This is a genomic window from Streptomyces sp. NPDC016677, from assembly GCF_055562815.1.
This window is the reverse complement of the sequence record NZ_JBVHEO010000001.1, coordinates 362,755-389,426: the sequence shown is the minus strand read 5'-3', so window position 1 is coordinate 389,426 and position 26,672 is coordinate 362,755. Positions and strand designations below refer to the sequence as shown.

Genomic DNA, 26,672 nt, shown 5'->3' with positions numbered 1-26,672 from the left:
TCCCGGTAACGGGCTGGGAGTGTTTTCGACCACATCTGATACATCCCCCGGAGCCTGACCAGTTCAAGCACGGGTGAGCACCGTCTCTCCTTCGCTCATCCCGCCGATTCGCACATCATGCCCCGTTAGTGTGGTTGTTCCGCCCGTCCGGTGACCTTTTCGTGACCTTGGCCCGGCCCCTCGGGTCCCCGGAGGAGCGGACCGCTGCTTTCTGGAGGTCCCGTCGTGTCCCCGTCCGTCATGTCCGCCTACGCCGCCGTCCTGGCGGCCGCCGATCCCTCACCGTCGGCCTCGTCGCCGTCCCCGTCGCCGTCGCCCTCGGAGTCGACGCCGTCGGTGCCCTCGTTCCAGGACGCCCAGGAGAGCGCGTCGAACGCCGCCGGGTGGATCGAGGAGAACTGGTCGACCTGGCTGGCGATCGGGCTGCGGGTGCTGCTGATCGTGGTGATAGCCGCGGTGCTCCGGGTGGTGGTGCGGCGGGCGATCACCAAGCTGATAGACCGGATGAACCGCACCGTGCAGACCATGGACGGCACCGCGCTCGGCGGGCTGCTGGTCAACGCCGAGCGCCGCCGGCAGCGCTCGCAGGCCATCGGGTCCGTACTGCGCTCGGTGGCGAGCTTCGTGATCCTGGGCACGGCGGCCCTGATGGTGCTCTCCACGTTCCAGATCAACCTGGCCCCGCTGCTGGCCTCCGCCGGTGTCGCGGGCGTGGCCATCGGTTTCGGCGCCCGCAACCTGGTCACCGACTTCCTCTCCGGCGTCTTCATGATCCTGGAGGACCAGTACGGCGTCGGCGACACCATCGACGCGGGCGTGGCCTGCGGCGAGGTCATCGAGGTCGGGCTGCGGGTGACCAAGCTGCGCGGCGACAACGGCGAGATCTGGTACGTCCGCAATGGCGAGGTCAAGCGGATCGGCAACCTCTCCCAGGGCTGGTCGACGGCCGGGGTGGACGTGACCGTGCGCTCCGGGGAGGACCTGGACCGGGTGAAGGAGACCATCGACGCCGTCGCCGAGCGGATGAGCAAGGAGGAGCCCTGGAACGAGCTGCTCTGGGGCCCCATCGAGGTGCTCGGCCTGGACTCCGTCCTGCTGGACTCCATGGTGGTGCGCGTCTCGGCCAAGACCATGCCCGGCAAGTCCCTCACCGTCGAGCGCGAGCTGCGCTGGCGGATCAAGCGGGCCTTCGACGCGGCCGACATCCCCATCGTCGGCGGCGCCACCGCCCCGCTGGAGGAGTCCGCGCAGCCCGCCCCCGACCCCACGGCCGGTGTCGCGGCCCCCTCCGCCTACGCCAGCACCACCTCCCCGCAGTCCGCCGCGGCCGCCCCGCTGACGCCGCCCAACATCACCAAGTGACCCGCGCCGTGACCTACGCCAGGGGAACCGAACCGGTTCCCCTGGCGTATTGATGGGCAGGGGTGGTGCGGGGGACCGGTACGAGGTCGCGTCCGTGAAGGCCGGTGCGCATCCGGGCCCGGACAGCGATACTTTGCGGTGACGGATGACCATGGGGGAGGTCAGGGTGACTCGACCGCCGAACGGCAGCGCACCGCCGGGGCCGGCCACGCCCACCATGCCCTCCGTACCTCCCCAGGCCCCTCCCCCGCAGCAGCCGCCGGCCCCGCGGATTCCGCCGGGCCCGCAGGTTCCCCCCGGCCCGCTCCCGCCGCGCCGTACCGCCTTCGCCGAGGGTGTGGAGCGGCTGCGCGCCGCCGCCGTCACCGAGCCCGGCCGGCTGCGCGCCCTCGGCGCCCTGCTCGCCGTGCTCGTCGTCGCCTTCGGCGCCGTCACCGCCTGGCAGAGCACCGACCGGACCGCCGCCGCCGACGACGTACTGCACCGCAGCCAGCCGCTCAGTTCCGAGGCGGCAGCCATCTACCGCTCTCTCGCCGAGGCGAACACCGCGGCCTCCACCGGGTTCCTGGCGGGCGGGCAGGAGACGGAGGAATCCCGCGAGCGCTACGAGCGGGGCATCCGCACCGCCGCCGAAGGCCTGGTGACGGCCGCCGCCAACTCCGAACCCGGCTCCGCCGCCGCCCGGACCGTCGCCGAGCTCAACCGCCTGCTGCCCCAGTACAAGGGCCTGATCGAGCGGGCCCGCGTCTACAACCGCCAGGGCTTCCCGGTCGGCGGCGCCTACCTGCGCTACGCCAACGACACGATGCAGAAGCAGATGCTGCCGAAGGCGGAGGCCCTCTACACATCGGAGAACCGGCGCCTGGACGGCGACTACGACGCCGCCGGGAGCTGTCCCTGGGCCGCGATCGCCCTCGGCGTCCTCGCGCTCGCCGCCCTGGCCTGGGCGCAGTACCGCACCTACCGGCGCACCAACCGCGTACTGAACCCGGGGCTGGTCGCGGCCACGGCCGCCACCGTCGTCGCCCTGCTCTGGCTGACCGTCGGCCACAGCGTCGCCCGTTCCCACCTGAGCGCCTCCTACGACCACGGCGTCCGCTCGCTGAACGTGCTGAACGAGGCCCGCCTGGCCTCCCTGAAGGCCCGCGGCAACGAGAACCTCACCCTGGTCGCGCGGGGCGCCGAGAGCAGGACGGTGGACGGCACGCAGCACGACGCCTACGACCTTGAGTACCAGGCCGAGATGAAGGTCCTCGGCAAGGACCTGACCGAGGCGAGACGGCTGGCCGACGACGCCGCGGGCGAAGACCCGCTGACCGCGGCGGCCGAGGACGTGAAGCAGTGGCAGGCCCGCCACAGGGCGGCCCGCGCCGAGGACGAGAACGGCGACTACCAGCGGGCGCTGGAGATGGTGATCGGCGACGACGACGCCACGGCCGAGTACTTCGACGGCGTCGACAGCCGGCTCGCCGCCGCGCTGACGCACGAGGAGAAGGAGTTCGAGCGGGCGGCCGGTGACGGGCGGGGCGCGATGACGGGCCTGCCCGCGGGCGCCGGCGCCCTGGCCGCCCTGGGCGCGACCGGAGCGGTGCTGGGCATCGCCCGCAGGCTGTCGGAGTACCGATGAGCGACGGCGTGGCGACGGGCTTCGACGGACCGATGGGCGGCCGGCCCGGGGAAGGGGGCACGAGGATGCGGCGAGTACGACGTCCGCGGACCCGGCTGCGGGGCTGGGGCGGGGTGGGCGCGATGGCGTTCGGCTGCCTCCTCGCGCTGCTCTTCGTCGCGTGTCTGCTGCCCGCGTTCCGGCCGGAGACCGGCCGGGCCGGCGGCTCCGGCGACGACGGCCGGACCGTCACCCAGGGCAGTCCGGCGCGCGCCGAGGAGGAGTGCGCCGACCCGGAGAAGCAGACGCTGTCCCCGGCCGGGGACGACGGCCCCACCATCGAGGAGATACGGAGCCGCCCCGCGGAACGGCGCAAACTGATCGTCGGCGTCGACCAGAACAGTTACCGCTGGGGCTACCGCGACCCCAACAGCGGCGGCACGGCCGAGCTGGAGGGCTTCGACATCGACCTGGTGCACCGCATCGCCGAGGACATCCTCGGCGACCGGGACGCGGTGCTGTTCAAGGCGATCCCCACCGACCAGCGGATACCGGCGATCCAGGAGGGCCGGGTCGACATGGTGGTCCGCACGATGACCATCAACTGCGACCGGCTGGAGGACGTCGCCTTCTCCGCCCCCTACTTCAGGACCGGCCAGCAGCTCCTCGCCCCCAAGTCCTCGACGATCACCGGGTACGACGAGACACTCGCCGGCAAGAAGATCTGCACGGCGGCGGGTTCGACCGCGCTCAGCACGCTGGAGGAGGACCGGGCGACGGGCAGGCCGGCCGCCACCGCCGACCTGAGTGTCACCGTCCCCAACCAGCTCGACTGTCTGGTGCGGCTCCAGCTCGGCCAGGTCGACGCGGTGGTCACCGACGGCGCGCTCGCGGCCAGCCAGGCCGCGCAGGACCCCACGGTCGCGCTCAAGGGCGACGCGTTCACCACCGAGTACTACGGCGTGGCGATGCAGAAGGACGCCGACGACCTGGTACGCCGGGTGAACAAGATCCTGGTGGACTTCCGTCAGGACCCCGACGGCTGGCGGACGTCGTACGAGAAGTGGCTGTCGGCGACACTGGGTGACGACCCGGCGCGGTCGGAGCCCCCGGCACCGCGGTACCTGCGCAAGAGCTGAACCGACCGTCCGACGCGTCAACCGTCAACGTCAACCGTCAAGCCGTCAACCGACCCGACCGCAGCGAGAGGTGATCGATGGGCGTCACGGGAGCCACCGGGCCGGTGATGGACCGGGACGAGGTGGACCGTGCGCTGGCCCGGCTCGGCGCGGAGCACGAGGCGATCGAGACCTCGCTCCTCGCCCTCCAGGACCACGCGGGCCGCAGACTCCTCGAAGGCGCCGAGCTGACCGGCGTCACCAAGGACCGCTGGGCGGACACGGAGGCGCGGATCACCCTGCTGTGGACGTACTTCGACGCCTACGCGGACGCCCTGCGCGCCGCCCGGGACGTCCGCGCCCGGCGCCGCTGGTCCAGCCGCGAGGACCTGGTGGAGCTGACGGAGCTGCTGCGCGGCGAGTGCGTCACCCTGTCCGGCGCCGGCGCGACCGGCGGCCTGCTCAGCGAGCGTTTCACCCTGGCGGCGCTCGTCGACCGGATGAACGAGCTGTACGCGTCCTCGCTGGACATGGTGGTGGCCGCCGACGCGGTGTGGTCCGCGCTGCCCGCCCGGATCGACCTGCTCTCCGCCGAGTTGCAGCGCACCCGCCGCCTCGCCCACTCGGTCGGCGTCCGCCCCGGCGAGCACCCGGCCGGCGACGACCTGGAGCGGATCACCCGCACCCTGACCCGGCTGCGCGAGGAGGTGATCTCCGACCCGCTGGCGTACTGGGTGCCCGCCGAGGGCAGTTCGGCGCCCGGCGGCGGCCGTCCGGACACCACGGTGTACGACCGGGAGGCGCGCGCCCTGGAGGACGTACGCCGGGAGATCGACGCGGTGCTGACGGTCCGCCAGGACGCGGAGCAGCGGATCGTGCGGCTGCGGGACGTCCTCTCGCGCGCCGACCGCACCCTCGCCGAGGCCCGCACCGCGCGCGGCGAGGTGCTCGCCAAGATCGCCGCGACCGAGGTGCCGGTGGTCAGCGGCCCGCCGACCGCGCTCCAGGAGCAGCTCGCGGCGGCGGCCGAGTACCGCCGGCACGCCCAGTGGCACCGGCTCTCCCCGCTGCTGGAGTCCCTGGAGCAGAAGGCGGAGGACGAACTGATCCGGGCCCGCGAGTCGTTGACCGCGGTGACCGCGCCGCTCGCGGTCCGGGCCGAGCTGCGCGGCCGGCTCGACGCCTACAAGGCCAAGGTCGCCCGGCACGGCCTGGCCGAGGACCCCGAGCTGGTGGAGAAGTACGAGAAGGCCCGCCGCATGCTGTGGAGCGCGCCCTGCGACCTGCGCGTCGCCGAGCAGGCGGTACTGCGCTACCAGCGGGCGGCGGCGGAGCTGCTGACCGGCGGGGAGCGGGTGCCCGGCCAGGGCGGCCCGCCGGCCCGGACGGACGGCGCGGAGCCGGGCGCCTGAGCGGCCCGGACCGGCACCGGGACGAGCACGAGGACGAGGACGAGGACGAGGGGGCGGCGGGGAGATGAGCGAGCCGGGCGGGCAGCGGGCGAAGGCACCGGACCGGGCGGCGCGCGCCTGCCGCCGCCCCGGCTGCGACGGCACGTACGAGGACGTCGGCGGCGGCGAACTCTACTGCGACACCTGCGGACTGGCCGAGGCCGCCCCGCCCGGCGAGGAGCCGCCGGCGGCCCCCCGCACCTGCCAGCGCCCCGGCTGCGACGGCACCTACGAGGACGTCGGCGGCGGCGAACTCTACTGCGACACCTGCGGACTGGCCCCGGTGGTGGCACCGTCCGGCCTGCTCGGCTCGCCGCCCACCGGCGTCACCGGCCCCTCGGGGGAGGAAAGCGGTTCGCGCAGCGGCCGTACGTCCTCGCAGTCCTCGAAGTCCCGCCGCTCGGTGTCGGGACGGCTCTCCCGCTCGCTGTCGGGCCGGGCCACGAGCCGTTCGGTGTCGGTGCGCAGCTCCGGCTCCGCCTCCGCCTCCTCCGGGCGGGGCCGGCTGGGCGCCGGTCTGGTGCGGGTCCCGGCGGTGCCCCGGCCGGACCCGCGGTCGATGGTGCTGGACAACCCCGAGGTGCCCGAGCGCAAGCGGTTCTGCTCGCGGGGCGAGTGCGGGGCGCCGGTGGGCCGGGCCCGCGCCGGGCGGCCGGGGCGCACGGAGGGCTTCTGCACCAAGTGCGGCCACCCGTACTCCTTCGTGCCCAAGCTGCGCGCCGGGGACGTGGTGCACGGCCAGTACGAGGTGGCGGGCTGCCTGGCGCACGGCGGGCTCGGCTGGATCTACCTCGCCGTCGACCGGGCCGTCTCCGACCGCTGGGTGGTCCTCAAGGGCCTGCTGGACACCGGCGACCAGGACGCGATGGCCGCCGCGATCTCCGAGCAGCGCTTCCTCGCGGAGATCGAGCACGCCAACATCGTGCGGATCTACAACTTCGTCGAACACCTCGACCAGCGCACCGGCTCCCTCGACGGCTACATCGTCATGGAGTACGTCGGCGGCAAGTCGCTCAAGGAGATCGCCAACGCCCGGCGCACCCCGGAGGGCCGCCGCGACCCGCTGCCGGTGGAGCAGGCGTGCGCGTACGGCATCGAGGCGCTGGAGGCGCTGGACCACCTGCACAGCCGGCACCTGCTGTACTGCGACTTCAAGGTCGACAACGCCATCCAGACCGAGGACCAGCTCAAGCTGATCGACATGGGCGCGGTGCGCCGGATGGACGACGGGGAGTCGGCGATCTACGGCACGGTGGGCTACCAGGCGCCCGAGGTCGCGGACGTCGGCCCGTCGGTCGCCTCCGACCTGTACACGGTGGGCCGGACGCTGGCCGTGCTGACCTTCGACTTCCAGGGCTACACCAACGTCTACGCCGACTCGCTGCCGGACCCCGACACCATCGAGGTCTTCCGGAGTTACGAGTCGTTCTACCGGCTGCTGGTCCGCGCCACCGACCCCGACCCGCACCGCCGGTTCGCCACCGCGCAGGAGATGGCCGAGCAGCTGACCGGGGTGCTGCGGGAGGTCGTCTCGCTCCAGTCGGGACGGGCCCGGCCGTCGCTGTCCACGCTGTTCGGGCCGGAGGTACGGGTCCCCGACACGGAGTTGTTCCCGCGGTCGCACGGCGAGGTGTCCCGGCTGGGCGCCCGGCCGCCACGCGCCCGGGGACGGACCGCCCGGGGACCGAACGGCACACCGTCCGCCCTTCCCGCGCCGGGTGCGGCGGCCGGCCCGGAGCGCCTGGTCAAGGCGGTCGACGGACCCCGGGCCGCCCTCGCGCTCCCGGTGCCCCGGGTGGACCCCGCCGACCCCAACGCCGGTTTCCTGGCGGGGCTGATGGCGTCCGCGCCCGGTGAGCTGCTGGGGGCGCTGGCCGCCGCGCCGGCCGCGTCGGTCGAGACCCGGCTGCGGCAGATCCGGGCCCGCCTCGAACAGGGCGAGGCCGCGCCCGCGCTGGAGGCACTGCGCGCCCTGGAAGCGGAACGGCCCGACGACTGGCGGGTGGTGTGGTACCGGGGCGTGGCCGCGCTGGTCACCGGCGACCACGAGGGGGCCGCGCTCTCCTTCGACGCGGTCTACGACGCCTTCCCCGGCGAGGCCGCGCCCAAGCTGGGGCTCGGCCTGTGCGCGGAGGTACTGGGCCAGCTCGACAACGCGGCCGAGTACTACCGCCTGGTCTGGTCGACCGACCCGAGCTTCGTCGGCGCCGCCTTCGGCCTGGCCCGGGTCCGCCTGGCCACCGGCGACCGCCAGGGTGCCGTACGCACGCTGGAGTCGGTCCCGGAATCGTCCATCCACTACACGGCGGCACGCATGGCGGCCGTGCGGGCACGGCTGCGTCAACGTACGGCGGCCGCCTCCGCCGTACCGTTCCTGGACGACCTGACTGCCGCCGCGCGGCAGGTCGAGGCGCTGGACGTGTACGGTCTGGACCCGGCGCGCCGTGAGCAGTTGTCGGCCGAGGTCCTCGGCTCGGCGCTGGACTGGGTACTCTCCGGGGGCGGGGGTCCGGGCGAGGGGACCCCCGGGGCCGCCGGGGCCCGGACGCTGCTCGGCAGCGCTCTGGACGAACGGGGCCTGCGCTTCGGGCTGGAGCGTTCGTACCGCACGCTGGCCCGGCTGGCCCGAGGCGGCGAGGAGAGGATCGACCTGGTGGAACGTGCCAATCGTTACCGCCCCCGGACGTGGGTGTAGTTGATGTCGCAAGAGCCCCGGCAGGCCGCTCGGCCGATGTGTCCCAGCTGTGCGGAACCCTTCGAGACGGGGGACCGTTTCTGCGGTGCGTGCGGGCTGGACCTGTCCACGGTGCCGGTACGGCCCGCGGACGTGGTGAACAGCGCGGACACGGCGCACATGACGGACAGTCGGACCATCGTCATGAGCGGCGCGGAGCGGGGCGGACCACCGCCTCCGCCCCAGCCCCGGCCGCAGGAACCCGACGAATATCTCCTCCAGGCACCGGACCCGCGCATGAGCACACCCGTATCCGCACCCGCGCCCATGCCCGCACCCACCCCGGTCCCCGCCCCCTCCCCCGCCCAGGACGGGACCGTGTGCGTCGCCTGCCGGGACGGCCGGGTCGACGACGACGGGTACTGCGAGAACTGCGGCCACGCCCAGCCCCGCGAACGCGACCACATGGAACAGGAGTGCGGCCCGCTCGCCGCCGTCAGCGACCGCGGCCTGCGCCACCACCGCAACGAGGACGCCTTCGGCGTCGGCCACACCGCGCTGCCCGACGGCACCCCGGCCTCCGTGGCGATCGTCTGCGACGGCGTCTCCTCCGCGACCCGCCCGGACGAGGCGTCGCTCGCCGCGTCCCGCGCGGCCAGCGAGACGCTGCTCGCCGCCCTGCCGCGCGGCACCCACCCGCAGCAGGCGATGCACGACGCGATCGTCGCCGCCGCGCACGCGGTCGACTCCCTGGCCGGCGATCCCGCCGTCGCCCGGGAGCACACCCCGCACCAGAACGCCCCGGCCTGCACCCTGGTCGGCACCGTCGTCACCGCCGGACTGCTGGTCGTCGGCTGGGTCGGCGACAGCCGCGTCTACTGGGTGCCGTCCGACCGTTCCGCACCGGCCGCCCGGCTGACCGAGGACGACTCCTGGGCCGCCCAGATGGTCGCCGCGGGCCTGATGAGCGAGGCCGAGGCGTACGCCGACGAGCGCGCCCACGCGATCACCGGCTGGCTCGGCGCGGACGCCTACGAACTGGAGCCGCACACCGCCTCGTTCAAGCCGGACCGCCCCGGCGTGGTCGTGGTCTGCACGGACGGCCTGTGGAACTACGCGGAGTCGGCCCAGGAGATGGCCGAGGTCGTCCCGCCGGACGCCGCCGTGCGCCCCCTGCACAGCGCCCGGGTTCTGGTCGGTCACGCCCTGGACGGCGGGGGCCACGACAACGTAACAGTGGCAGTGGTGCCGTTCCCCGCCCCGCCGCAGGGGGCAGGATCGGCCTGAGGCCGGACAAAGTACGCGCACGGGGGCCTCGCGGACCGCAGGGGGCGGTCCGCTCACCGTCACGTCCCCGCCTCGGTGGGGGCGCTGTCGAGGGGGATGCGAACCGGCATGGCCAATTTCTCGAAGTCGAACGCACCGCGTTTCTCGGTGGACGTGTACCAGAACGAGTACCTGCCCGAGGGCGGACGCGAGGTCAACGCGATCGTCACGGTGACCGCGACCGGCGGCGGCACCGTCGGCGGCGCGGTCGCGGCGCCCCACCTGTACGCGCCCGGCCAGGGCCCGTCCGCGGCCGTGGCGGTCATGGTGGACTGCTCGGGTTCGATGGACTACCCGCCCACCAAGATGCGCAACGCCCGGGACGCCACGTCCGCCGCGATCGACACCCTGCGCGACGGCGTGCACTTCTGCGTGATCGGCGGCACGCACGTGGCCAAGGAGGTCTACCCGGGCGGCGGGCGCCTCGCGGTCGCCGACACCACCACCCGGGAGCAGGCCGGACTGGCCCTGCGCAAGCTCAGCGCGGGCGGCGGCACCGCCATCGGCACCTGGCTCCGGCTGGCCGACCGGCTGCTGTCCTCGGCGGACGTCGCCATCCGGCACGGCATCCTGCTCACCGACGGACGCAACGAGCACGAGTCGCCCGAGGACCTGAAGGCGACGCTGGACGCCTGCGCCGGGCGGTTCACCTGTGACGCCCGGGGCGTGGGCACCGACTGGGAAGTGAAAGAACTCACAGCGGTCTCCTCCGCGCTGCTCGGCACCGCCGACATCGTCGCCGACCCGGCCGGTCTCGCCGCCGACTTCACGAGCATGATGGAGACGGCCATGGGCAAGGAGGTCGCGGACGTCGCCCTGCGGCTGTGGACCCCGGCCGGTTCCACGGTGAGGTTCGTCAAGCAGGTCGCCCCGGCCGTCGAGGACCTGACCGGCCGGCGCACCGAGGCGACGGCGCGGGCGGGCGACTACCCCACGGGTTCCTGGGGCGACGAGTCCCGCGACTACCACGTCTGCGTGGAGGTCTCCCCCGCCGGCCTGGGCCAGGAGATGCTGGCCGCCCGGGTGTCCCTGGTCGTCCCCCGGCCCGACGGCGGCGTCCGCGACCTGGGCGCCCAGGGTCTCGTACGGGCCGTGTGGACGGACGACCTGACCGCCTCCACCTCGATCAATCCCCAGGTCGCCCACTACACCGGGCAGGCGGAACTGGCCCAGGCCATCCAACAAGGGTTGGAACTGCGCAAAGTGGGAGATGTAGACGGAGCGACGGCCAAACTGGGCCGCGCGGTTCAGCTCGCGGGCTCCTCCGGGAACGCGGATACTGCGAAACTGCTTGCGAAGGTGGTGGACGTGGTCGACGCCGCGGCAGGTACTGTGCGACTGAAAGCGAAGGTCGAGGAGGCCGACGAGATGACTCTCGAAACCCGGTCCACAAAGACTGTTCGTGTAAAGAAGTGAAGAAGTAAGAAGTACCGAAGAAGTACCGAAGAAGCACAGAAAAGTGCCGTACGTACCGCTGTAGCGGGACCTGCGAGGAGAGGGGGACGCGCCGACATGCCGACCTGCCCGAACGGACACCAGTCGGGTTCCGACGACTGGTGCGAGGTCTGCGGTCACCGCATGGCCGGTGCCGTGCCGCCGCCTCCCCCGCCGCCCCCGGCGGGCGGTTACGGATTCCCGCCGCCGGCGCCCGGCGGCCCCGGAGCCGGGCCCGAGCTGTGCCCGCAGTGCCGTACGCCCCGGGAGGGCGGCGCTCCGTTCTGCGAGGAGTGCCGGTGGAACTTCCTCACCAACACGGCCACCTCGTACACCCCGGCCGCCCCGCGCCCCTCCTCCGGCCCGCCGCCCCACTTCCAGCAGCAGCCGGGCCCGCCCCCTCCGCCCCCGTCCTACGGCGGCGGTGACTCCTATCCGGGCGCGCGTCCGCCGGAGTACCAGGGCTCACGCCCGTCGCAGATCAACCGCCCCGCCGAGCCGATCCCGCCGGGCCCGCCCGGCTTCGGCTCCGACCCGTCCCGCCCGGTCCCGCCCCCGCCGGGCCCACCGCCCGGCGTCCCCGGAGGACCGGGCGGACCGGGCGGCCCCGGTGGCGCGAGCGGGCCCGGCGGCCCCGGCCCCCAGGGCCCCGGCGCGGGCCCGCACGGCACCGGCCCCGGCACCACCGCCCCGGGCGGCCCCCCGGCCCCGTGGCAGCAGCAGGCCGGACCGTCCGCCCCGCCCCCGCCGCCACCTGCGCCCGCGTTCCCGCAGGAGAACGGCCGGCAGCAGCCGAGCGGCCCGCCCCGGCAGGGCGGCCCCTCCTTCGGCGGCGGTGACGACGACTGGCGCATCGCCCCGCCCGGCGGTGGCCAGAACGGCCCGGGTACCCAGGCAGGTCCCGGCGGCCCCGGCGGCCAGGGTGCTCCGGGCGGCCCCGGCGGCCAGAACGGCTACGGCTACCCGCAGCCCGGCGGCCACCAGGCCCCGCCCCCGCCCCCGCCCCCACCGCAGCCTGGCTACGGCTACCCGCAGCAGCAGCAACAGCAACAGCAACAGACCCAACAGCCGCCGCAGCCCCAGGCACCCCAGCCGCCCCAGCCGCAGGGCCCCTGGACCGCGACCATCGGCCCGGACCGCGACTACTTCATGGCGATGATGCAGCGCTCCGGCCCCGAGGCCGCCGGCCTGAACCTGCCCGCGTACTCGCCCGAGCAGCAGCGCCCGCTGACCGGCAACCAGCTGACGATCGGCCGCCGCCGGCACTCCACCGGCGACACCCCCGACATCGACCTGTCGGTGCCGCCGGAGGACCCGGGCGTCTCGCACCAGCACGCGATCCTGGTGCAGCAGCCGGACGGCGGCTGGGCGGTGGTCGACCAGAACTCGACCAACGGCACGACGGTCAACGGCGGCGAGGAGCCCATCCAGCCGTACGTGCCGGTGCCGCTCCAGGACGGCGACCGGGTGCACGTCGGCGCCTGGACGACGATCACCATCCGCCGGGGCTGACGGGGGCCTGGATCAGGCCGGGAGGGGCCAGACGTACGGCCCCTCCGGATCGTCCAGCCACGCCCACGCGCCGCCGTCTCCGTCGCCGCCACTGTCGCCTCCGTCTCCGCCGACGGTGACGCCGTAGCGCTCCCGGGGCGGCGCGTCCTCCCGCTCCCACAGCGCGTACGCCTCCTGCGGGTCGAGGCCGCCCCGGGTCAGCGCCAGCAGGAAGCGGAACCGGTCGTCGTCCCGGGCCCGGCGCGGTATGCCGCTCAGGCCCGGCGCCGGCAGCTCGGCGGCCCGCTCGCCGCCGCGCAGCGGCACGAAGTAGGCGGGCGTGCTCAGGAACCGCCCCTCGGCGTGCCCGGCGTCCCGCACGGTGAGCGCCACCAGCCCGGTGGCCAGCGGCGTCAGGATGCGTCCCCCCGGCCGGCACTGCGCGACCCAGGCCCGCGGTACGGCGGGCAGCGCGCAGGTCGCGATGATCCGGTCGTAGGGAGCGCGCTCGGGCACACCGCGCGCCCCGTCGCCGGTGACGACGGCCGGGTGGTAGCCGGCGGCGTCCAGGTGCCGGCGGGCGGACTCGGTGATCTCCGGGTCCAGGTCGACGGTGGTGACCAGACCGTCGTCGCCGAGCCGGTGGCAGAGCAGGGCGGCGTTGTAACCGGTCCCGGCGCCGATCTCCAGCACCCGGTCGCCGTCCGCCACCCTCAGCTCGGCCAGCATCAGCGCCATCAGCGACGGCTGGCTGCTGGAGGACACCAGCTCGCCGTCGCGCAGCCGGGTCGCGAGCGGGGTGTCGACGTAGGCACCGCGCAGCCAGCGCTCGCGCGCCGCCGGGTCGGGGTGCCCGCACCAGCGGCGCTCGTAGCCGCCGACGGCGCCGACGTAGTAGTACGGCACGAAGAGATGGCGCGGTACCGCCTCGAAGGCCGCCCGCCACACCGGGTCACCGGCCCAGGCGCCGCTCAGCTCGATCTCCCGCACCAGCGCGGCCCGCGCCGAGGCGGCCAGCTCGTCCATGCCGCCGCTGCCCATGCCTCCACAGTAGGTCTCTTCGCGAGAGGTCTCTTCACGGAAGGCGTCTGCACGGAAGGTCTCGGAGGTCGTAGGACCCGAGTCCTGGTTCCGGCCGTCTGAGACCATGGGGGACGTGAATGAGATTCGGCGCGGCACGCTTCAGGAGCAGACCTTCTACGAGCAGGTCGGCGGGGAGGAGACCTTCCGCCGGCTGGTCCACCGCTTCTACGAGGGGGTGGCCGGCGACCCGCTGCTGCGGCCGATGTACCCCGAGGAGGACCTCGGTCCGGCGGAGGAGCGCCTCGCGCTGTTCCTGATGCAGTACTGGGGCGGCCCGACGACGTACAGCGACAACCGGGGCCACCCCCGGCTGCGGATGCGCCACGCCCCCTTCACCGTGGACCGCGCGGCGCACGACGCCTGGCTGAAGCACATGCGGGACGCCGTGGACGAGCTGGGCCTGTCGGAGGAGCACGAGCAGACCCTGTGGAAGTACCTGACGTACGCGGCGGCGTCGATGGTCAACGCGCCGGGCTGATTCCCAGGGTGCCGCTGCCCGCCCGCCGTACGGCGACGGACCCGTAGGGCGTGCGCAGCCGCAGCCACGCCCCCGAGGAGACCAGCGCGAGGCCGCCCTCGCCCCGCAGGAAGCCCAGCGACTGGGCGGCGTGCACGGCGCGTACCGGCAGCCGGGTCCCCGCCACCGTGCGGGACCAGATGTCCCCGCCGATCCGGTCGAACTCGGCCCGGGTACGCCGCTCCGCGCCGAGTTCGCCGGTCCGCGCCCGGAACTCCGCGATCCCGGTGGCGACGAGGGCCCGCAGGGCGTCCAGGGGCGGCAGCCCGGGCTCGGCCCGCCAGCCCCCGCGCGGCGGCAGCACACCGGCCCACGGCGGCCCGGTCACCGCGCGCGGCACGGCGGCCGTGGCGGCCTTCTCCTCCACCGCCTCCAGCAGCTCACCGGCCGAGACGGTCACGTCCAGCGCGTCGTCGAGCCCGTCCTCGTACGGCTTGGCCAGCCGCACCGCGCGGACCGCGAGCACCTCGAACGACGGCGGCCGGCCGAAGACGGCGAGCGCGGTGCCGGACGCCTGGAGGCGCACCGCGGCACCGCGGTCGTAGTGGAGCAGCCGGGAGAGGAAGGCCGCGAGATCCGCCGCCTCCCCCTCGTCGGCCAGCTGGAGCACCGTCATGCGGCGACGGCCTCCTCCTTCTCGTCGTCCCGGTACTCCTCCAGGAACTCGCGTTCCTCGGCGGTGATCCGGCGGGGGCGCTGCGCCTCGAAGTCGAACGGCACGATCACCGTGGAGGCGCGGACGTAGATCTGGTCCCCGTCCTTCACCTCGTAGGCGAGGGTGAAGGACGCGGCCCGGATCTGTGTGACCCACAGCTCGATGTCCACGGGGGCGTGCCGGTGGACGAGCTGGCGCTTGTAGTCGATCTCGTGGCGGGCCACCACCGACCCCTGCTTGAACTCCTTGTCCGGGCGGAACAGGAAGTCGATCCGGGCTTCCTCCAGGTAGCGCAGGAAGACCACGTTGTTGACGTGACCGTACGCGTCCATGTCCGCCCAGCGCAGCGGGCAGCGGTAGATGTGCCGCAAGACCGATCAGCCCCGGGTCAGCTTCTTGTAGGTGGCGCGGTGCGGACGCGCGGCGTCGGCGCCCAGCCGCTCGATCTTGTTCTTCTCGTAGGACTCGAAGTTGCCCTCGAACCAGAACCACTTGGACTCGCCCTCGTAGGCGAGGATGTGCGTGGCGACCCGGTCCAGGAACCACCGGTCGTGGGAGACGACCACGGCGCACCCGGGGAATTCGAGCAGCGCGTTCTCCAGGCTGCTCAGCGTCTCGACGTCCAGGTCGTTGGTCGGCTCGTCGAGGAGCAGCAGGTTGCCGCCCTGCTTGAGGGTGAGCGCGAGGTTCAGCCGGTTGCGCTCACCGCCGGAGAGCACGCCGGCCGGCTTCTGCTGGTCCGGCCCCTTGAACCCGAAGGCGGACACGTACGCGCGGGACGGCATCTCGACCTGTCCCACATTGATGTAGTCCAGCTCATCGCTGACCACAGCCCACAGCGTCTTCTTCGGATCGATGTTCTCGCGGCTCTGGTCGACGTAGGAGATCTTGACGGTCTCGCCGACCTTGATGGACCCGGAGTCCGGCTCTTCGAACCCCTGGATCATCTTGAACAGCGTCGTCTTGCCGGCACCGTTGGGCCCGATGACCCCGACGATCCCGTTGCGCGGCAGCGTGAAGCTGAGATCGTCGATGAGCACCTTCTCCCCGAACGCCTTGCTGAGGTTGTTCACCTCGACGACGACGTTGCCGAGCCGCGGGCCCGGCGGGATCTGGATCTCCTCGAAGTCCAGCTTCCGCATCTTGTCGGCCTCGGCGGCCATCTCCTCGTACCGCGCGAGGCGGGCCTTGGACTTGGCCTGCCGCCCCTTGGCGTTGGAACGCACCCACTCCAGCTCGTCCTTGAGGCGCTTCTGCCGCTTGGCGTCCTTCTGGCCCTCGACCTTGAGGCGGGTGGCCTTGGTCTCCAGGTACTTGGAGTAGTTGCCCTCGTAGCCGTGCAGCCGGCCGCGGTCGACCTCGCAGATCCAGCCGGCCACGTTGTCCAGGAAGTACCGGTCGTGGGTCACGGCCACGACGGTGCCCTCGTACTTGGCGAGGTGCTGCTCCAGCCAGTTGACGGACTCGGCGTCGAGGTGGTTCGTGGGCTCGTCGAGCAGCAGCAGGTCGGGGGCCTCCAGCAGCAGCTTGCACAGCGCCACGCGCCGCTTCTCACCACCGGAGAGGTTGCTGACGGGCCAGTCGCCGGGCGGGCACCCGAGCGCGTCCATGGCCTGCTCCAGCTGGGCGTCGAGGTCCCAGGCGTTGGCGTGGTCCAGCTCCTCCTGGAGCTTGCCCATCTCCTCAAGGAGCGCGTCGGAGTAGTCGGTCGCCATCTGCTCGGCGATCTCGTTGAACCGGTCCAGCTTGCCCTTGACCTCGGCGACACCCTCCTGGACGTTCTCCAGGACGGTCTTCTCCTCGTTCAGCGGCGGCTCCTGCAGCAGGATGCCGACCGTGTACCCCGGCGACAGGAACGCGTCCCCGTTCGACGGCTGCTCCAGCCCCGCCATGATCTTCAGCACGGTCGACTTGCCGGCCCCGTTCGGGCCGACGACACCGATCTTCGCCCCCGGCAGGAAGCTGAGGGTGACATCGTCGAGGATCACCTTGTCGCCGTGCGCTTTGCGCGCCTTGCGCATGGTGTAAATGTACTCAGCCAAGAGAAACCGTCCGGCAGCTTAATCAGGCAGTGGGCAGATACACCCCATCTTGCCGCACCGCCACCCCTGTGAGGAAACGTGTTCCGGAGGGAGGCTCTGACCTGGGGTTTCCGGGCGAACGCTTGACGGTCGCCTGTCACTGCCGGTCGCCGTCGATCGTCCTCGGGCACCCTTGGACGGCCCAGAGACGGCCCAGGATCGATCACTCAGGGGACATGGCATCCTGCGGCCATGACAGCAGCGGACGGGTACGACGATCTACGGCGCCTGCTCAACGAGTGGGACCCGATCGGCGTGGCCGACTCCTTGGACGACGAGTACGACCGCATGATCGGCCCACTCCTCGACCGGCTGAGGGGCGGCGCCGACCGGGAGCAGATCCGCGCGTTTCTCCACCTCGGACTGACCGAGCACTTCGGCTTGAGCCGACCGTACGGCGTGGACGGGATGGCGGACCGCGTCACGGCGTGGTGGACCGCGACGTGTGTCCGGGAAGCCCGACGGCTCCCGGACTCTCCGCGGTCTTGAAGCAGGACCACACGACCTTGCCGAGCGGTGCGCGCTCCCGCACTCCCCAGTCGTCGGCGAGCGCGGCCACCAGGACCAGGCCGCGCCCGGACACGTCGGTGTCGGCGGCCCGGCGAGCCTCGGGGCGTCGGCGGCGGCTGTCGTGCACCTCCAGGCGTACGACGTCGTCCTCGGCGTGCAGGCGGACCAGGAATCCGTGGCCGGAGACAGTGCCGTGGACCAGCGCGTTCGTTGCCAACTCTGAGACGCAGAGACGGATGTCATCGATGCGTTCCACGAGGCCCCATCCGGTCAGAGTCGTGGAGACGAATTCCCTTGCCTCTCGCACGGATTCCGGGACGGACTCGAAGAAGCGATGCGCCGATTCGGTCATTGCTGCCTTCATGACTCGGTCTCCAGGAGGCGGGTGAAGGCCGCCGAGGCGGGGGCGGGGGCCGCCTCGCGTTCGGGGCAGATGCCGGGCAGCTCCGGCTCGTGGCTGCGGCAGTACGCGGCGAGCGAGGCGGCCGGCGGCCAGGCTTCGGAGACCCGCACCGGCTGCGGAAAGCCGTAGCCGACGGGCCTGCTGACCAGGCGATGTTCCATGGGGTGTGCCGTGAGGTGTGCCATGCGGGGACCGTCCAGAAGGGTCGACGAGCGGTGCCGATCCGAGCATGGAGTCCCCCGGGCTCCTGGCCAATCGCCTGCCGTTCTACTTCCGTCCCACTTTCGTCCCACCGCCCGCGGGCGTCTGCTTCGATGACAGGGGAAGGGAGTCAGGAGTGGCGAGTGTGCACCGCTGGACCGGCCTGGAGGCCAGGGCTCTTCGTCTTGCCCTGCGCCTGAGCGTGCGAGCTTTTGCCGAGCACCTCGGTGTGGCCGTCGCGACGGTCTCGAAGTGGGAGAGCAAACACGCGGGGACCGAGCCCAGACCCGACACTCAGGCCATCCTCGACACCGCCCTTGGACGCGCGGACGTCTCCGCCCACCTGCGCTTCGAGACACTCCTGTCCGAGCTGGCCAGCACCGCGCAGGGCGCCGGACGGCGCGTCACCGCCACCGGGCCACGGGCCTGGGAGTACGAATCGTGGGCCGATGACCTGGACCGTGTCGTGGTCGCGCTCTCCCGTCAGGATTTCGCCTTCGCTGACACCTTGCTCAGCCGCTGGCTGATGCGTTTCAGCGCCCAGGAACTGGACGACAAGGGCCTGTATCTTCTCGCTCGCTCGACCGCGCTGCTCGGGGATCTCAAACGCGACCAAGGCTCTGTGCTCGGCCCGCTGTCCGCCCGGCACTCCTACACCGAGGCTCGTGCCGTTTTCACTCAGCTCGGCATTCCGCGTCGTGTCGCCCAGCTCGACCTCTCCCTCGCGGTGGTCACGGAAATGTCCGGCGAGCTGGAGGTTGCCGCCCGTCACTACGAAACCCTCGCCGTCGACGACCGGCTCTCCCGCCGGGACCGCGCCAGGGCCCGCCTGTGGGTGGGCACAGCGCTGAGCAAAATCGGTCGGCACGACTACGCGACCCGCGTCATGCAGAAAGCGACCCGTGACTTCGAGGACCTCACCGAACCCGACGACTGGTCGGTGGCCCACCAGAAACTCGCCCTCGCCCGCCGTGGCGCCGGTGACCTCAGCCAGGCGCTGCACTTCATCGACATCGCCCGCAGCAGTGGTGTCACCGACTCGCCGATACAGCGCGTACGCCTGGACACCGCCCACGGACACATCCTGATCTCCGACGCGGCGACCTGGGATGATGGGCTTCTCGTCCTCGATCAGGCCACCCGCACGGCCGCGCAGTACGGGCTCGTGCACCAACTGCGCAGTATCCAGGGTGTCAAGGCCATGAACGAGGGGCCGACCGGCCCTCGGCGACGGTGACCAGGAGGAACGCGTGGGCTACAACCAGCAGGCCGTTACCGAGGATCAGTGGCGCCGGGCCGCGCTCGTCTGGGATTACCACCAGATGCACCACCAGGTGCGGCCGGTCGACGTGGCGATCGGGCTGGGCAGCCACGACCTCGGCGTCGCCACCCGCAGCGCCGAGCTGTACCGCGCCGGGCTCTTCCCGACCCTGGTCTTCACCGGCGGCAACAGTCCCACCACCGCCGAAGTCTTCCCACGTGGTGAGGCCGTCCACTTTCGCGAACACGCCATCGGCCTCGGCGTCCCGGCCGAGGCGATCCTGCTGGAGCCGGACGCCGGTAACACCGGGCAGAACATCGCCCTCTCCCGAACGGTCATCGCCGCCGCGGGCATCGCCCCGACGGCAGTGATGCTGATCTCCAAGCCCTACATGGAACGGCGGTCGTTCGCGACCGCCCGCAAACTGTGGCCCGAGGTGGAGATCGTCTGCGCGTCGGAGCCGCTGGAACTGGACGACTACGTGAAATCCATCGGGGACGAGAAGCTCGTCCTGGACATGCTCGTCGGTGATCTCCAGCGGGTCATCGAGTATCCGAAGCTCGGCTTCGCCATCGAACAGGAGGTGCCGGAAGACGTGCGTGGAGCGTACGAATCCCTTGTCCATGACGGCTTCACGAGCCGTCTCATCTCTTCCTGACCTGCCGGACGGCCAAGGTTCATCCGGCGCCGGACCGTGCCGGGCGTACGTCGGTCTTCTGGGCGGCGAGCTGATCCCCGGCCAGGTACTCGTCGAGGAACCTGAAGAACAGTTCCATCGCGGGCACCCCGGTCGCCTCCGCCTCGTGTTCGATCTCCGTCGCCCAGGTGAGGGAGCTGTCGCGGGCGAGGCGGTTGCGCAGCCAGGTGGTGAAGGGCGGCTCGGTGCCGGTGGCGGGCCAGAAGGGGCTGGGTTCCGTGATGCCGTGGGTCTCCAGTGCTGTCCGGTAGCCGGTCAGCATGGAATGCAGGTGCTGGAGGGAACCGTCGGCGACCCACATGGAGGGGCGGCGCCGTGTCTCGTGGAGGAGATCGTGGACGTTGGTGAAGTCCGCAGGCCGGGCCGGGCGGTCCGGCGCCGTCACGCGTCCGTGTTCTTCCGGCGGATGACGAAGAGGGTCACGCCGCCGATCGCCACCAGGGCGAGGGCCATGCCGCCGATCAGAGGGGTGACCTCGGAACCGCCGGTGTCGGCGAGGTTGACGTCCGCGGTGGCGACGTCCGTCGTGGCGGGGCTGGGCTCGGTCACCGTCTGGGTGGAGTCGCCGGCCGTGCTGCTCAGGTTCTCGCAGTCCAGTACGCCGGTGAAGCGCTGTTCGAGACCGCCGGGCACGGTGATGGTGAAGTCGTAGGGCTGGTCCTCCCGGAGCGGGACGGTGACCGTGCGGGTCTCGCCGGGGGCGATGGTGTACTCGCTGTCCAGCAGCTCGAAGGTGAACGCCCCGTCGCCCTCGTTGACCGTCGTGACGTCCAGGCCGCCCGCCGTGCAGTTCTCCGCCGCGGACAGCGCGGGTACGGCGCCTTGCTCCGCCCAGCTCGCCGTCGCCGTCGCCGTGACCGTCGACTCGCTGGAGCCGGCCAGGATCTGGGTCTGGCTGCGGCTCACGGAGGCGAAGGCGCGGCCCACCGGCACGGTGGTCGAGGCGTGCACGGTCAGCTCGGCCGTACCGGCCGCCGCGTCCTCGGGCACGTCGAAGTAGACCTCGGCGCCGTCGGTGACGGTGGTGACCGACGCGCCGTCACCGTCGACGATCCGTACGCCGGTGGTGGCGGCGTCGGCGGGCGGTGTCACCGTCGCGCCGCCCGCGTCGGTGTGCACCGTGACCGGGCCGAGCCGCTCGCCGGGCCGGCCCGACACGGCGGGCGGGTCGACCGTGAGGGACGCCGTGGGTTCGGCCACGTCGCGGGCGTTCTTCTCCAGGTAGTCCGCGAGCCGCTCGGCCTCGGGGTCGACCGCCTCGACGTCCGCCTGGTCCGAGTACCGCCAGATGGCCACCTGGGTCCCGGCCGCCGCGTCCTCCTCGGTGAGGCCGCCGCGGACGCCCGCCTTCTTCGCGAGCGCCGCGAGATCGTTGACCTGCGGGTAGGAGTTCTGCAGGATCCAGCGGACGCGGCCCGCGTCCTTGTTGGTGCCCAGCGAGGTACCGCTCCAGGGCGTCTCCTGGTACTTGGCGTCCTTCTGCGTCGGGTTGAGGAGGTCGACGCAGTAGGTCTGCAGCATGCCGCCGCCCTCGACGGACATCTCGAACAGGCCGGCCGAGACCTCCTGGTCTCCCGCCTCGTCGTGGATCACGGCGCTGCCGTACGTCTTCAGGCCGTCCATGGTCGCCGTCGCGCCGCCCTGTCCCCGTGCCGTCTCCTGGGCGGCGGCTTGGCCGGCGCCCGCCACCACGGTGGTGGCGGCGAGCGCGGACATCAGCGCCGAGGCGGCCAGGCGTGCCGCACCTCGCCGGTGCGCGGACAGGTCAGTGAGCGAAGCAAGCACCAAATTCCCCTTCGAGCAGGACCGGTTGGCGTGGGGGCACGGTCCCACCAGCAGAATCAGCGGCCCCACAGGGCCCGTTCGGCATCCTAAGGATCTGGCGCACCGTGCCTCCCGGTGAGGCCGTCCGATCACCGATCCGACTCGGAATCGTTATCGCCACACCGCCACTGAGCAGGCCTTATCGACAAATCCACCCCGGTTCGACCGGCATGCATCCGCCGATAAGCCGCCAACCGCGCCCATGCCCGTCATGTCACCGCCGCCGGCTCCGGGCGCCGTGCGCCGCCCTGGTCCTCGGACGCGCCCGCCGGTGTCTCCCAGTCGGGTTCGGGACGCGCCGCGGAGGCCGCCGTCTCCGGCCTGGTCACCCGACGGAAGGCCGACGTGCCGCGTGCCATGTCGTGGCCGATGGCCACCGCGTCGATGTCCGCCGAGGTCCAGCTCTGTCCCTCGCGCACGTCGGTCCGTACCTTCAGCCTGCCCTGCACGATGACCGGTTCCCCCACCTCCAGGGACCCCGACACGTTGGTGGCGAGCTGGCGGTTGGCCCACACCGTGAAGAAGTTGGTGTGGCCGTCCGTCCACGTGTTCTTCTCGCGGTCCCAGTAGCGGGAGGTGACCGCCAGCCGGAACCGCGCCGACGGGCCGTTCGCCAGCTCCCGGAAGACCGGCCGGGTCGCCACGTTGCCCACCACGCAGACCATCGTCTCGTTCATCTTCGCCAACCCTTCCCTGCCGACGGGGCTGTCCCGTACGGCCGGGGCGATCGCGTCCGTCGCGATCGCCGCACGGCCAGACTGCCCGGACCGGGCCGGCTCCGCCGGGCCCTGTGGACCACCCCTCGGCTGTGGAAAACTCCGCCACCCGCACGGGTGAACCCACCGGCCCACCGGGATCCCCGCCCCCGCTACCGGCCCACCGGGACCCCCGCCCCCGTCACCCGCCCGTACTGCTCCCGCACCTCCCGGTACCGCAGCAGCTCCGCCGCCACCGGGTCCAGTACCCGTGCCCGGCCGCACCCGGCGGCCGTCTCCCGCAGGCGCCGTTCCGCCTCCTGGCCGTACCGTCTGGCCGGACCGCGGGCCGCCATGCGGCAGCTCCACTCGATGAGGGGGCCGCCGATGACCCCGGACAGCATCAGCAACACCGGCACGCCCAGGTTGGGGGACAGGACGCCGGCGATCTGCCCCAGCAGCCACAGACCGCCCACCACTTGCAGCAGCGTCATGGCGGCCTGGGACAGGACGGCCATCGGCCACCAGCCCGGCCGGGGCGGCCGTCCCGGCGGCAGTCCCGAACGGGCGGCCAGCTCGTCGAGCGCCTCCGGCAGCCCCTGCGCACCGCGCACCGCCGCCTCGCGCACCGCCTGCGCCCAGGGCGCCGGCAGCCCGGTGGACGCCCGGTCGGCCACCGTACGCACCGCCTGTTCGACGCGCTGGCGAGCCGTGGCCTCCTCGTCGGCCTGGGCGCGCGGCGTGAGCCGGCCGGTGGGAGGCTCGCGCCGGTCGTGGTACCAGCGCCACAGCCGCAGCCAGGGCGTGCCGCACGCGCGGTTGGCGTTGCGCAGCCAGGCCCGTTCGGCCGCCTCGCCCGCCGCGGTGGCGCCCACCGCGTCGGCGAGCCGGTCGGCGAACTCCTCCCGTGCCTCCTCGCTCAGCCCCGTGCGCCGCCCGGTGACGTAGACCGACCGCAAGCGCCGCGCGGCGGCGTCCACGTCGGCGGAGATACGGAGGGCCGGCGCCTCCCGGCCCGCGACGAACTGGCCGAGGAGTTCGCGCAGTTCACCGACGCCGTCCCCGGTGAGCGCGGACAGGGCCAGCACGGTCGCGCCCGGCTCGCCGTACTCCCCCAGCGCGATGCCGTCCTCGTCGAGCAGCCGCCGCAGATCGTCGAGGACCTGCTCGGCGGCCTCGCCGGGCAGCCGGTCGATCTGGTTGAGGACGACGAAGGTGACCTCCGCGTGGCCCGCCAGCGGGCGCAGGTAGCGCTCGTGGAGGACCGCGTCGGCGTACTTCTCCGGGTCGACGACCCAGATGACGGCGTCGACCAGCGCCAGGACGCGGTCGACCTGTTCGCGGTGCTGTACGGCGGCGGAGTCGTGGTCGGGCAGGTCCACCAGGACGAGACCGCGCAGGTGCTCGTCGGCGCCGGGCTGCTGCACGGGCCGCCGGCGCAGCCGGCCCGGGATGCCGAGCCGGTCCAGCAGGGTGGCCGCGCCGTCGCTCCAGCTGCACGCGATGGGCGCGGAGGTGGTCGGACGGCGCACCCCCGTCTCCGAGATGTTCACCCCGGCGAGCGTGTTGAACAGCTGTGACTTGCCGCTTCCGGTCGCGCCCGCGAGGGCGACGACGGTGTGCTGTCCGGAGAGCCGGCGCCGCGCGGCGGCCTCGTCGAGGACCCGGCCGGCCTCGGCGAGGGTCCGGTTGTCCAGGCGGGCGCGCGACAGCCCGACCAGCTCGCGCAGCGCGTCGAGCCGCGAGCGGAGCGGGCCGTCGTAGGCGAGCGGGGTCACGGCGGGGACGCCGCCGGAGGCCCGGCTCTCGGTGACGGAGCCGGCGGAGGTGACGGCACCGACGGCGAAGGGGTCGGCGGCGAAGAGGTCGACGGCACCGGTGGACTCGTTCACCCGCCGCGCGATCAGTCCGTCGTCCCAGGCGCCCTCGCCGTCCTCCGCGCCCCCCGCGCGCGGGGGGCCGTCCCGGCGGGCCTTGCCGGGGGCCCCGGGCGCCGGGCGGCCACCATCGGCGCGGCGCCGGGCCCGTTCGGCACCCGGCCCGTCCCGTCCGTCCCGTCCGACCCGTCCATCCCGTCCGACCCGTCCATCCAGTCCGTCCCGTCCGCCCTGTCCGTCCTGTCCGTCCTGTCCGTCCCGGTTCTCCCCCTCCCCCCGCTGCTCCCGCGACTCCCGCTCCTCCGTACGCCGCGCGGTGGCGGCGCGGCTCCTGGTGCCGCCACCGCCGGAGCCCTCCCTGCGCAGCAGCCCCCGCAGCCCTCTACGGTCCTCCCGTCCCTCCGGCCCCTCCCGTCCCTCGCGGGCGTCGTCGTCGCCGTCGTAGCCGTCGTGGGTGTCCGGCGAGCCGTCCGACTCCCCGGCGGCCCGGGACGGCCTCCCGGCGGACGCGGTCTCCCCCGTCCGCCCGGCTGCCCCCGCGCGTCCGGCACCCTTCCCAGCCGGGTCCGTGTGGTCGGTGTGCTCGGTGGGGTCCTGGTCAGTGACAGCGGTCACCGGTCACCTCTCCTTCTGCAGTAGGGACAGCGCGGCGATCAGTTCGGCCTGCGGCTCTGGATGGACGTCCAGCGCGTCCAGCGGGGCGAGCCGGCGCTCGCGTTCCACGTGCATGATCCGGTCCACGTGTTCGGTGAGCAGGCTCCCGCCCCGGTCCCGCAGCCGCAGCGCGCCGTGGACGCCGATCCGCTCGGCGAGCGACTCCCCGGCGGTCCGCCCCCGGCGCCCGCCGAGCAGCACGGTGGCGACCAGGGCGGCGACCACCTCGGGGTCCGGCGCCAGGCTCCGGTCGAGTTCGCGGACCTCGTCCTCGGCGTACTCCTCCAGCTCGCGCCGCCACCGCCGTACGGCCAGCCCGATACGGTGCTCGACGCTGTCCGGCGCGGGGGCGCCGGCCGTCAGGGCGGGGGCGCCGGCCGTCAGGGCGGGGGCGGCGGCGGCCGGTTCGCGCCGCCACGCCTCGTCGACCCGCTCGTCGGCGGCGGTGACGGCGCACAACAGGAGCGCGCTCAGACTCTCCACCAGGGAGTCGAGAAGCTCTCCCGGCGCGCAGTCGAGGGGAAAGGCCCGCCAGCGCTTCAGCGCGTCCCCGGCGAGCACGGCACCGGACTGCAGACGGCCCCGTACGCGCGCGTGCTCGCTGTCGTACGACGTGTCGACGGCGGAGGTGAGCCGCAGGGCGGCGGCGTACTGGGCGGCAGCGGCGCCGGCCAGCTCCGGCATCCGGGACTTCAGGGAGTTCAGGAGCCCGTACGCCGTCCGGCCCATCACGTGCTGCCGGGCGGCGGGGTCCTGCGCCCGGTGCACGAGCCAGGTGCGCAGCGCGGCCACGGCGGTGGCGGGCAGCAGTCCGCCGCCCCACGCGGACTCGGGCAGCTCGGGCACCGTGAACCGGGGCACGTCGCCGAGACCGGCCTTGGTGAGCAGGGCCGCGTACTGCCGGGACACCTCGGAGACCACCTGGTGCGGCACCCGGTCCAGGACGGTCACCAAGGTGGCGTCGTACTCCTTGGCGGTGCGCAGCAGGTGCCAGGGGACGGCGTCGGCGTAGCGGGCGGCCGTGGTGACCATCACCCAGATGTCGGCGGCGCAGATCAGCTCGGCGGCCAGGGTGCGGTTGTCGGCGACCAGGGAGTCGATGTCGGGCGCGTCGAGGAGGGCGAGGCCGGGCGGCAGGGTGTCGGCGGTCTCGATGCGCAGGACGCGCGCCGGGTTCTCGCCGGGGAGCAGCAGGTCGTCGCCGGGGTCCTGGTGGGGCACCCACACGCGGGTGAGGTCGGGCAGCACGCGCATGCCGCTGAACCAGTGGTGGTCCTCCGGATGGCAGACCAGGACCGGGGTGCGTGTCGTCGGCCGGAGTACGCCGGCCTCGCTGACCCGTCTGCCCACGAGCGAGTTGACCAGGGTGGACTTTCCCGCCCCGGTGGAGCCTCCCACGACGGCCAGCAGCGGTGATTCGGGGTCTCTGAGCCGGGGCACCAAGTAGTCGTCGAGCTGGGCGAGGAGTTCGTCGCGGTTGGCACGCGCGCGTGGCGCCCCCGCCAGGGGCAGCGGGAAGCGTGCGGCCGCGACACGGTCGCGCAGGGCGGAGAGTGCGTCGAGCAGCTGAGGCCGTACGTCCAAGGTCACCACATGGGAAGAATGCCCAATTTTAGGGGAATTCTGAAGCATATGAGTATGTCTGCGCGCCGACCTGACACTTGGGGCGGAAGGGGCGAGTGGGGCGAGAACACAGTCCAGGCATAACGAGTGCACAACACCCGATGCGTGAGACGCCGAAAGCGATGCACG

At 73.0% G+C, this 26,672-nt stretch carries 22 protein-coding genes; 11 read left to right on the top strand and 11 right to left on the bottom strand.

What is annotated here, in order from left to right:
* Positions 1–240: 240 nt before the first annotated feature.
* From ACZ3IG_RS01705 to ACZ3IG_RS01670, 8 genes are all read left to right on the top strand, one after another.
* A complete protein-coding gene (locus tag ACZ3IG_RS01705) occupies positions 241–1,362 on the top strand; it encodes a mechanosensitive ion channel family protein (protein WP_467429155.1) in 1,122 nt (373 codons plus the stop codon).
* A 166-nt stretch (positions 1,363–1,528) separates the two neighbouring features.
* A complete protein-coding gene (locus ACZ3IG_RS01700) occupies positions 1,529–2,989 on the top strand; it encodes a hypothetical protein (RefSeq protein ID WP_467428004.1) in 1,461 nt (486 codons plus the stop codon).
* Between the two features lie 65 nt (positions 2,990–3,054).
* Entirely contained in the window at positions 3,055–4,107 is a 1,053-nt protein-coding gene (locus ACZ3IG_RS01695) for a glutamate ABC transporter substrate-binding protein (protein WP_467428003.1), read from the top strand.
* Positions 4,108–4,184: 77 nt separating this feature from the next.
* Positions 4,185–5,498 carry a hypothetical protein gene (locus ACZ3IG_RS01690; RefSeq protein WP_467428002.1) on the top strand — a complete coding sequence of 438 codons (1,314 nt, stop codon included), beginning with the start codon at positions 4,185–4,187 and terminating at the stop codon, positions 5,496–5,498.
* A gap of 64 nt (positions 5,499–5,562) precedes the next feature.
* A complete protein-coding gene (locus ACZ3IG_RS01685; protein ID WP_467428001.1) occupies positions 5,563–8,232 on the top strand; it encodes a serine/threonine-protein kinase in 2,670 nt (889 codons plus the stop codon).
* Between the two features lie 3 nt (positions 8,233–8,235).
* Positions 8,236–9,498 carry a PP2C family serine/threonine-protein phosphatase gene (locus tag ACZ3IG_RS01680; RefSeq protein ID WP_467428000.1) on the top strand — a complete coding sequence of 421 codons (1,263 nt, stop codon included), beginning with the start codon at positions 8,236–8,238 and terminating at the stop codon, positions 9,496–9,498.
* A 108-nt stretch (positions 9,499–9,606) separates the two neighbouring features.
* Entirely contained in the window at positions 9,607–10,953 is a 1,347-nt protein-coding gene (locus ACZ3IG_RS01675; RefSeq protein ID WP_467429154.1) for a vWA domain-containing protein, read from the top strand.
* Positions 10,954–11,049: 96 nt separating this feature from the next.
* Positions 11,050–12,483 (top strand): FHA domain-containing protein, encoded by a 1,434-nt coding sequence (locus ACZ3IG_RS01670; RefSeq protein WP_467427999.1) that lies wholly within the window; start codon positions 11,050–11,052, stop codon positions 12,481–12,483.
* 12 nt (positions 12,484–12,495) lie between these two features.
* On the opposite strand, the gene ACZ3IG_RS01665 is transcribed toward ACZ3IG_RS01670, so the two are convergent.
* Complete coding sequence (locus ACZ3IG_RS01665; RefSeq protein WP_467427997.1) at positions 12,496–13,503, bottom strand: methyltransferase domain-containing protein; 1,008 nt, start codon at positions 13,501–13,503, stop codon at positions 12,496–12,498.
* Positions 13,504–13,609: 106 nt separating this feature from the next.
* Between ACZ3IG_RS01665 and ACZ3IG_RS01660 the strand changes: the two genes are divergently transcribed.
* Positions 13,610–14,023, top strand: a complete 414-nt coding sequence (locus ACZ3IG_RS01660) for a globin (protein ID WP_215165880.1) — start codon at positions 13,610–13,612, stop codon at positions 14,021–14,023.
* Here ACZ3IG_RS01660 and ACZ3IG_RS01655 read toward each other — a convergent pair.
* From ACZ3IG_RS01655 to ACZ3IG_RS01635, 5 genes are all read right to left on the bottom strand, one after another.
* Positions 14,007–14,678: a DUF8010 domain-containing protein gene (locus tag ACZ3IG_RS01655; protein ID WP_467427994.1), complete on the bottom strand. Its 672-nt coding sequence runs from the start codon at positions 14,676–14,678 to the stop codon at positions 14,007–14,009. The two genes, ACZ3IG_RS01660 and ACZ3IG_RS01655, sit on opposite strands and share 17 nt — an antisense overlap.
* Complete coding sequence (locus ACZ3IG_RS01650) at positions 14,675–15,088, bottom strand: acyl-CoA thioesterase (RefSeq protein ID WP_467427992.1); 414 nt, start codon at positions 15,086–15,088, stop codon at positions 14,675–14,677. The genes ACZ3IG_RS01655 and ACZ3IG_RS01650 overlap by 4 nt, the downstream gene beginning before the upstream one ends.
* 6 nt (positions 15,089–15,094) lie before the next feature.
* Positions 15,095–16,759 (bottom strand): energy-dependent translational throttle protein EttA, encoded by a 1,665-nt coding sequence (gene ettA, locus ACZ3IG_RS01645; protein ID WP_215165884.1) that lies wholly within the window; start codon positions 16,757–16,759, stop codon positions 15,095–15,097.
* A 460-nt stretch (positions 16,760–17,219) separates the two neighbouring features.
* The gene (locus ACZ3IG_RS01640; RefSeq protein WP_467429152.1) at positions 17,220–17,660 is read right to left on the bottom strand and encodes an ATP-binding protein; all 441 of its coding nucleotides are present in this window, start codon (positions 17,658–17,660) and stop codon (positions 17,220–17,222) included.
* 8 nt (positions 17,661–17,668) lie between these two features.
* Complete coding sequence (locus ACZ3IG_RS01635; protein ID WP_467427990.1) at positions 17,669–17,896, bottom strand: hypothetical protein; 228 nt, start codon at positions 17,894–17,896, stop codon at positions 17,669–17,671.
* A gap of 152 nt (positions 17,897–18,048) precedes the next feature.
* Between ACZ3IG_RS01635 and ACZ3IG_RS01630 the strand changes: the two genes are divergently transcribed.
* Both ACZ3IG_RS01630 and ACZ3IG_RS01625 read left to right on the top strand, forming a co-directional pair.
* The gene (locus ACZ3IG_RS01630) at positions 18,049–19,149 is read left to right on the top strand and encodes a helix-turn-helix domain-containing protein (protein WP_467427988.1); all 1,101 of its coding nucleotides are present in this window, start codon (positions 18,049–18,051) and stop codon (positions 19,147–19,149) included.
* Positions 19,150–19,162: 13 nt separating this feature from the next.
* Positions 19,163–19,831, top strand: coding sequence for a YdcF family protein (locus tag ACZ3IG_RS01625; protein WP_467427986.1), 669 nt, complete (start codon positions 19,163–19,165; stop codon positions 19,829–19,831).
* Positions 19,832–19,850: 19 nt separating this feature from the next.
* Here the strand turns inward: ACZ3IG_RS01625 and ACZ3IG_RS01620 are convergent, their stop codons facing one another.
* The 5 genes from ACZ3IG_RS01620 to ACZ3IG_RS01600 all read right to left on the bottom strand — a co-directional run bounded on the left by ACZ3IG_RS01620 (position 19,851) and on the right by ACZ3IG_RS01600 (position 26,513).
* The gene (locus ACZ3IG_RS01620; RefSeq protein ID WP_467427984.1) at positions 19,851–20,255 is read right to left on the bottom strand and encodes a hypothetical protein; all 405 of its coding nucleotides are present in this window, start codon (positions 20,253–20,255) and stop codon (positions 19,851–19,853) included.
* Positions 20,252–21,655, bottom strand: coding sequence for a TQXA domain-containing protein (locus ACZ3IG_RS01615; RefSeq protein ID WP_467427983.1), 1,404 nt, complete (start codon positions 21,653–21,655; stop codon positions 20,252–20,254). The genes ACZ3IG_RS01620 and ACZ3IG_RS01615 overlap by 4 nt, the downstream gene beginning before the upstream one ends.
* A 248-nt stretch (positions 21,656–21,903) precedes the next feature.
* On the bottom strand, positions 21,904–22,371 hold the full coding sequence (locus ACZ3IG_RS01610; RefSeq protein ID WP_467427982.1) for a single-stranded DNA-binding protein: 468 nt from the start codon (positions 22,369–22,371) through the stop codon (positions 21,904–21,906).
* A 191-nt stretch (positions 22,372–22,562) separates the two neighbouring features.
* Positions 22,563–24,881 carry a YfjP family GTPase gene (locus ACZ3IG_RS01605; protein WP_467427980.1) on the bottom strand — a complete coding sequence of 773 codons (2,319 nt, stop codon included), beginning with the start codon at positions 24,879–24,881 and terminating at the stop codon, positions 22,563–22,565.
* A gap of 3 nt (positions 24,882–24,884) precedes the next feature.
* Entirely contained in the window at positions 24,885–26,513 is a 1,629-nt protein-coding gene (locus ACZ3IG_RS01600; RefSeq protein WP_467427978.1) for a dynamin family protein, read from the bottom strand.
* Positions 26,514–26,672 lie beyond the last annotated feature (159 nt).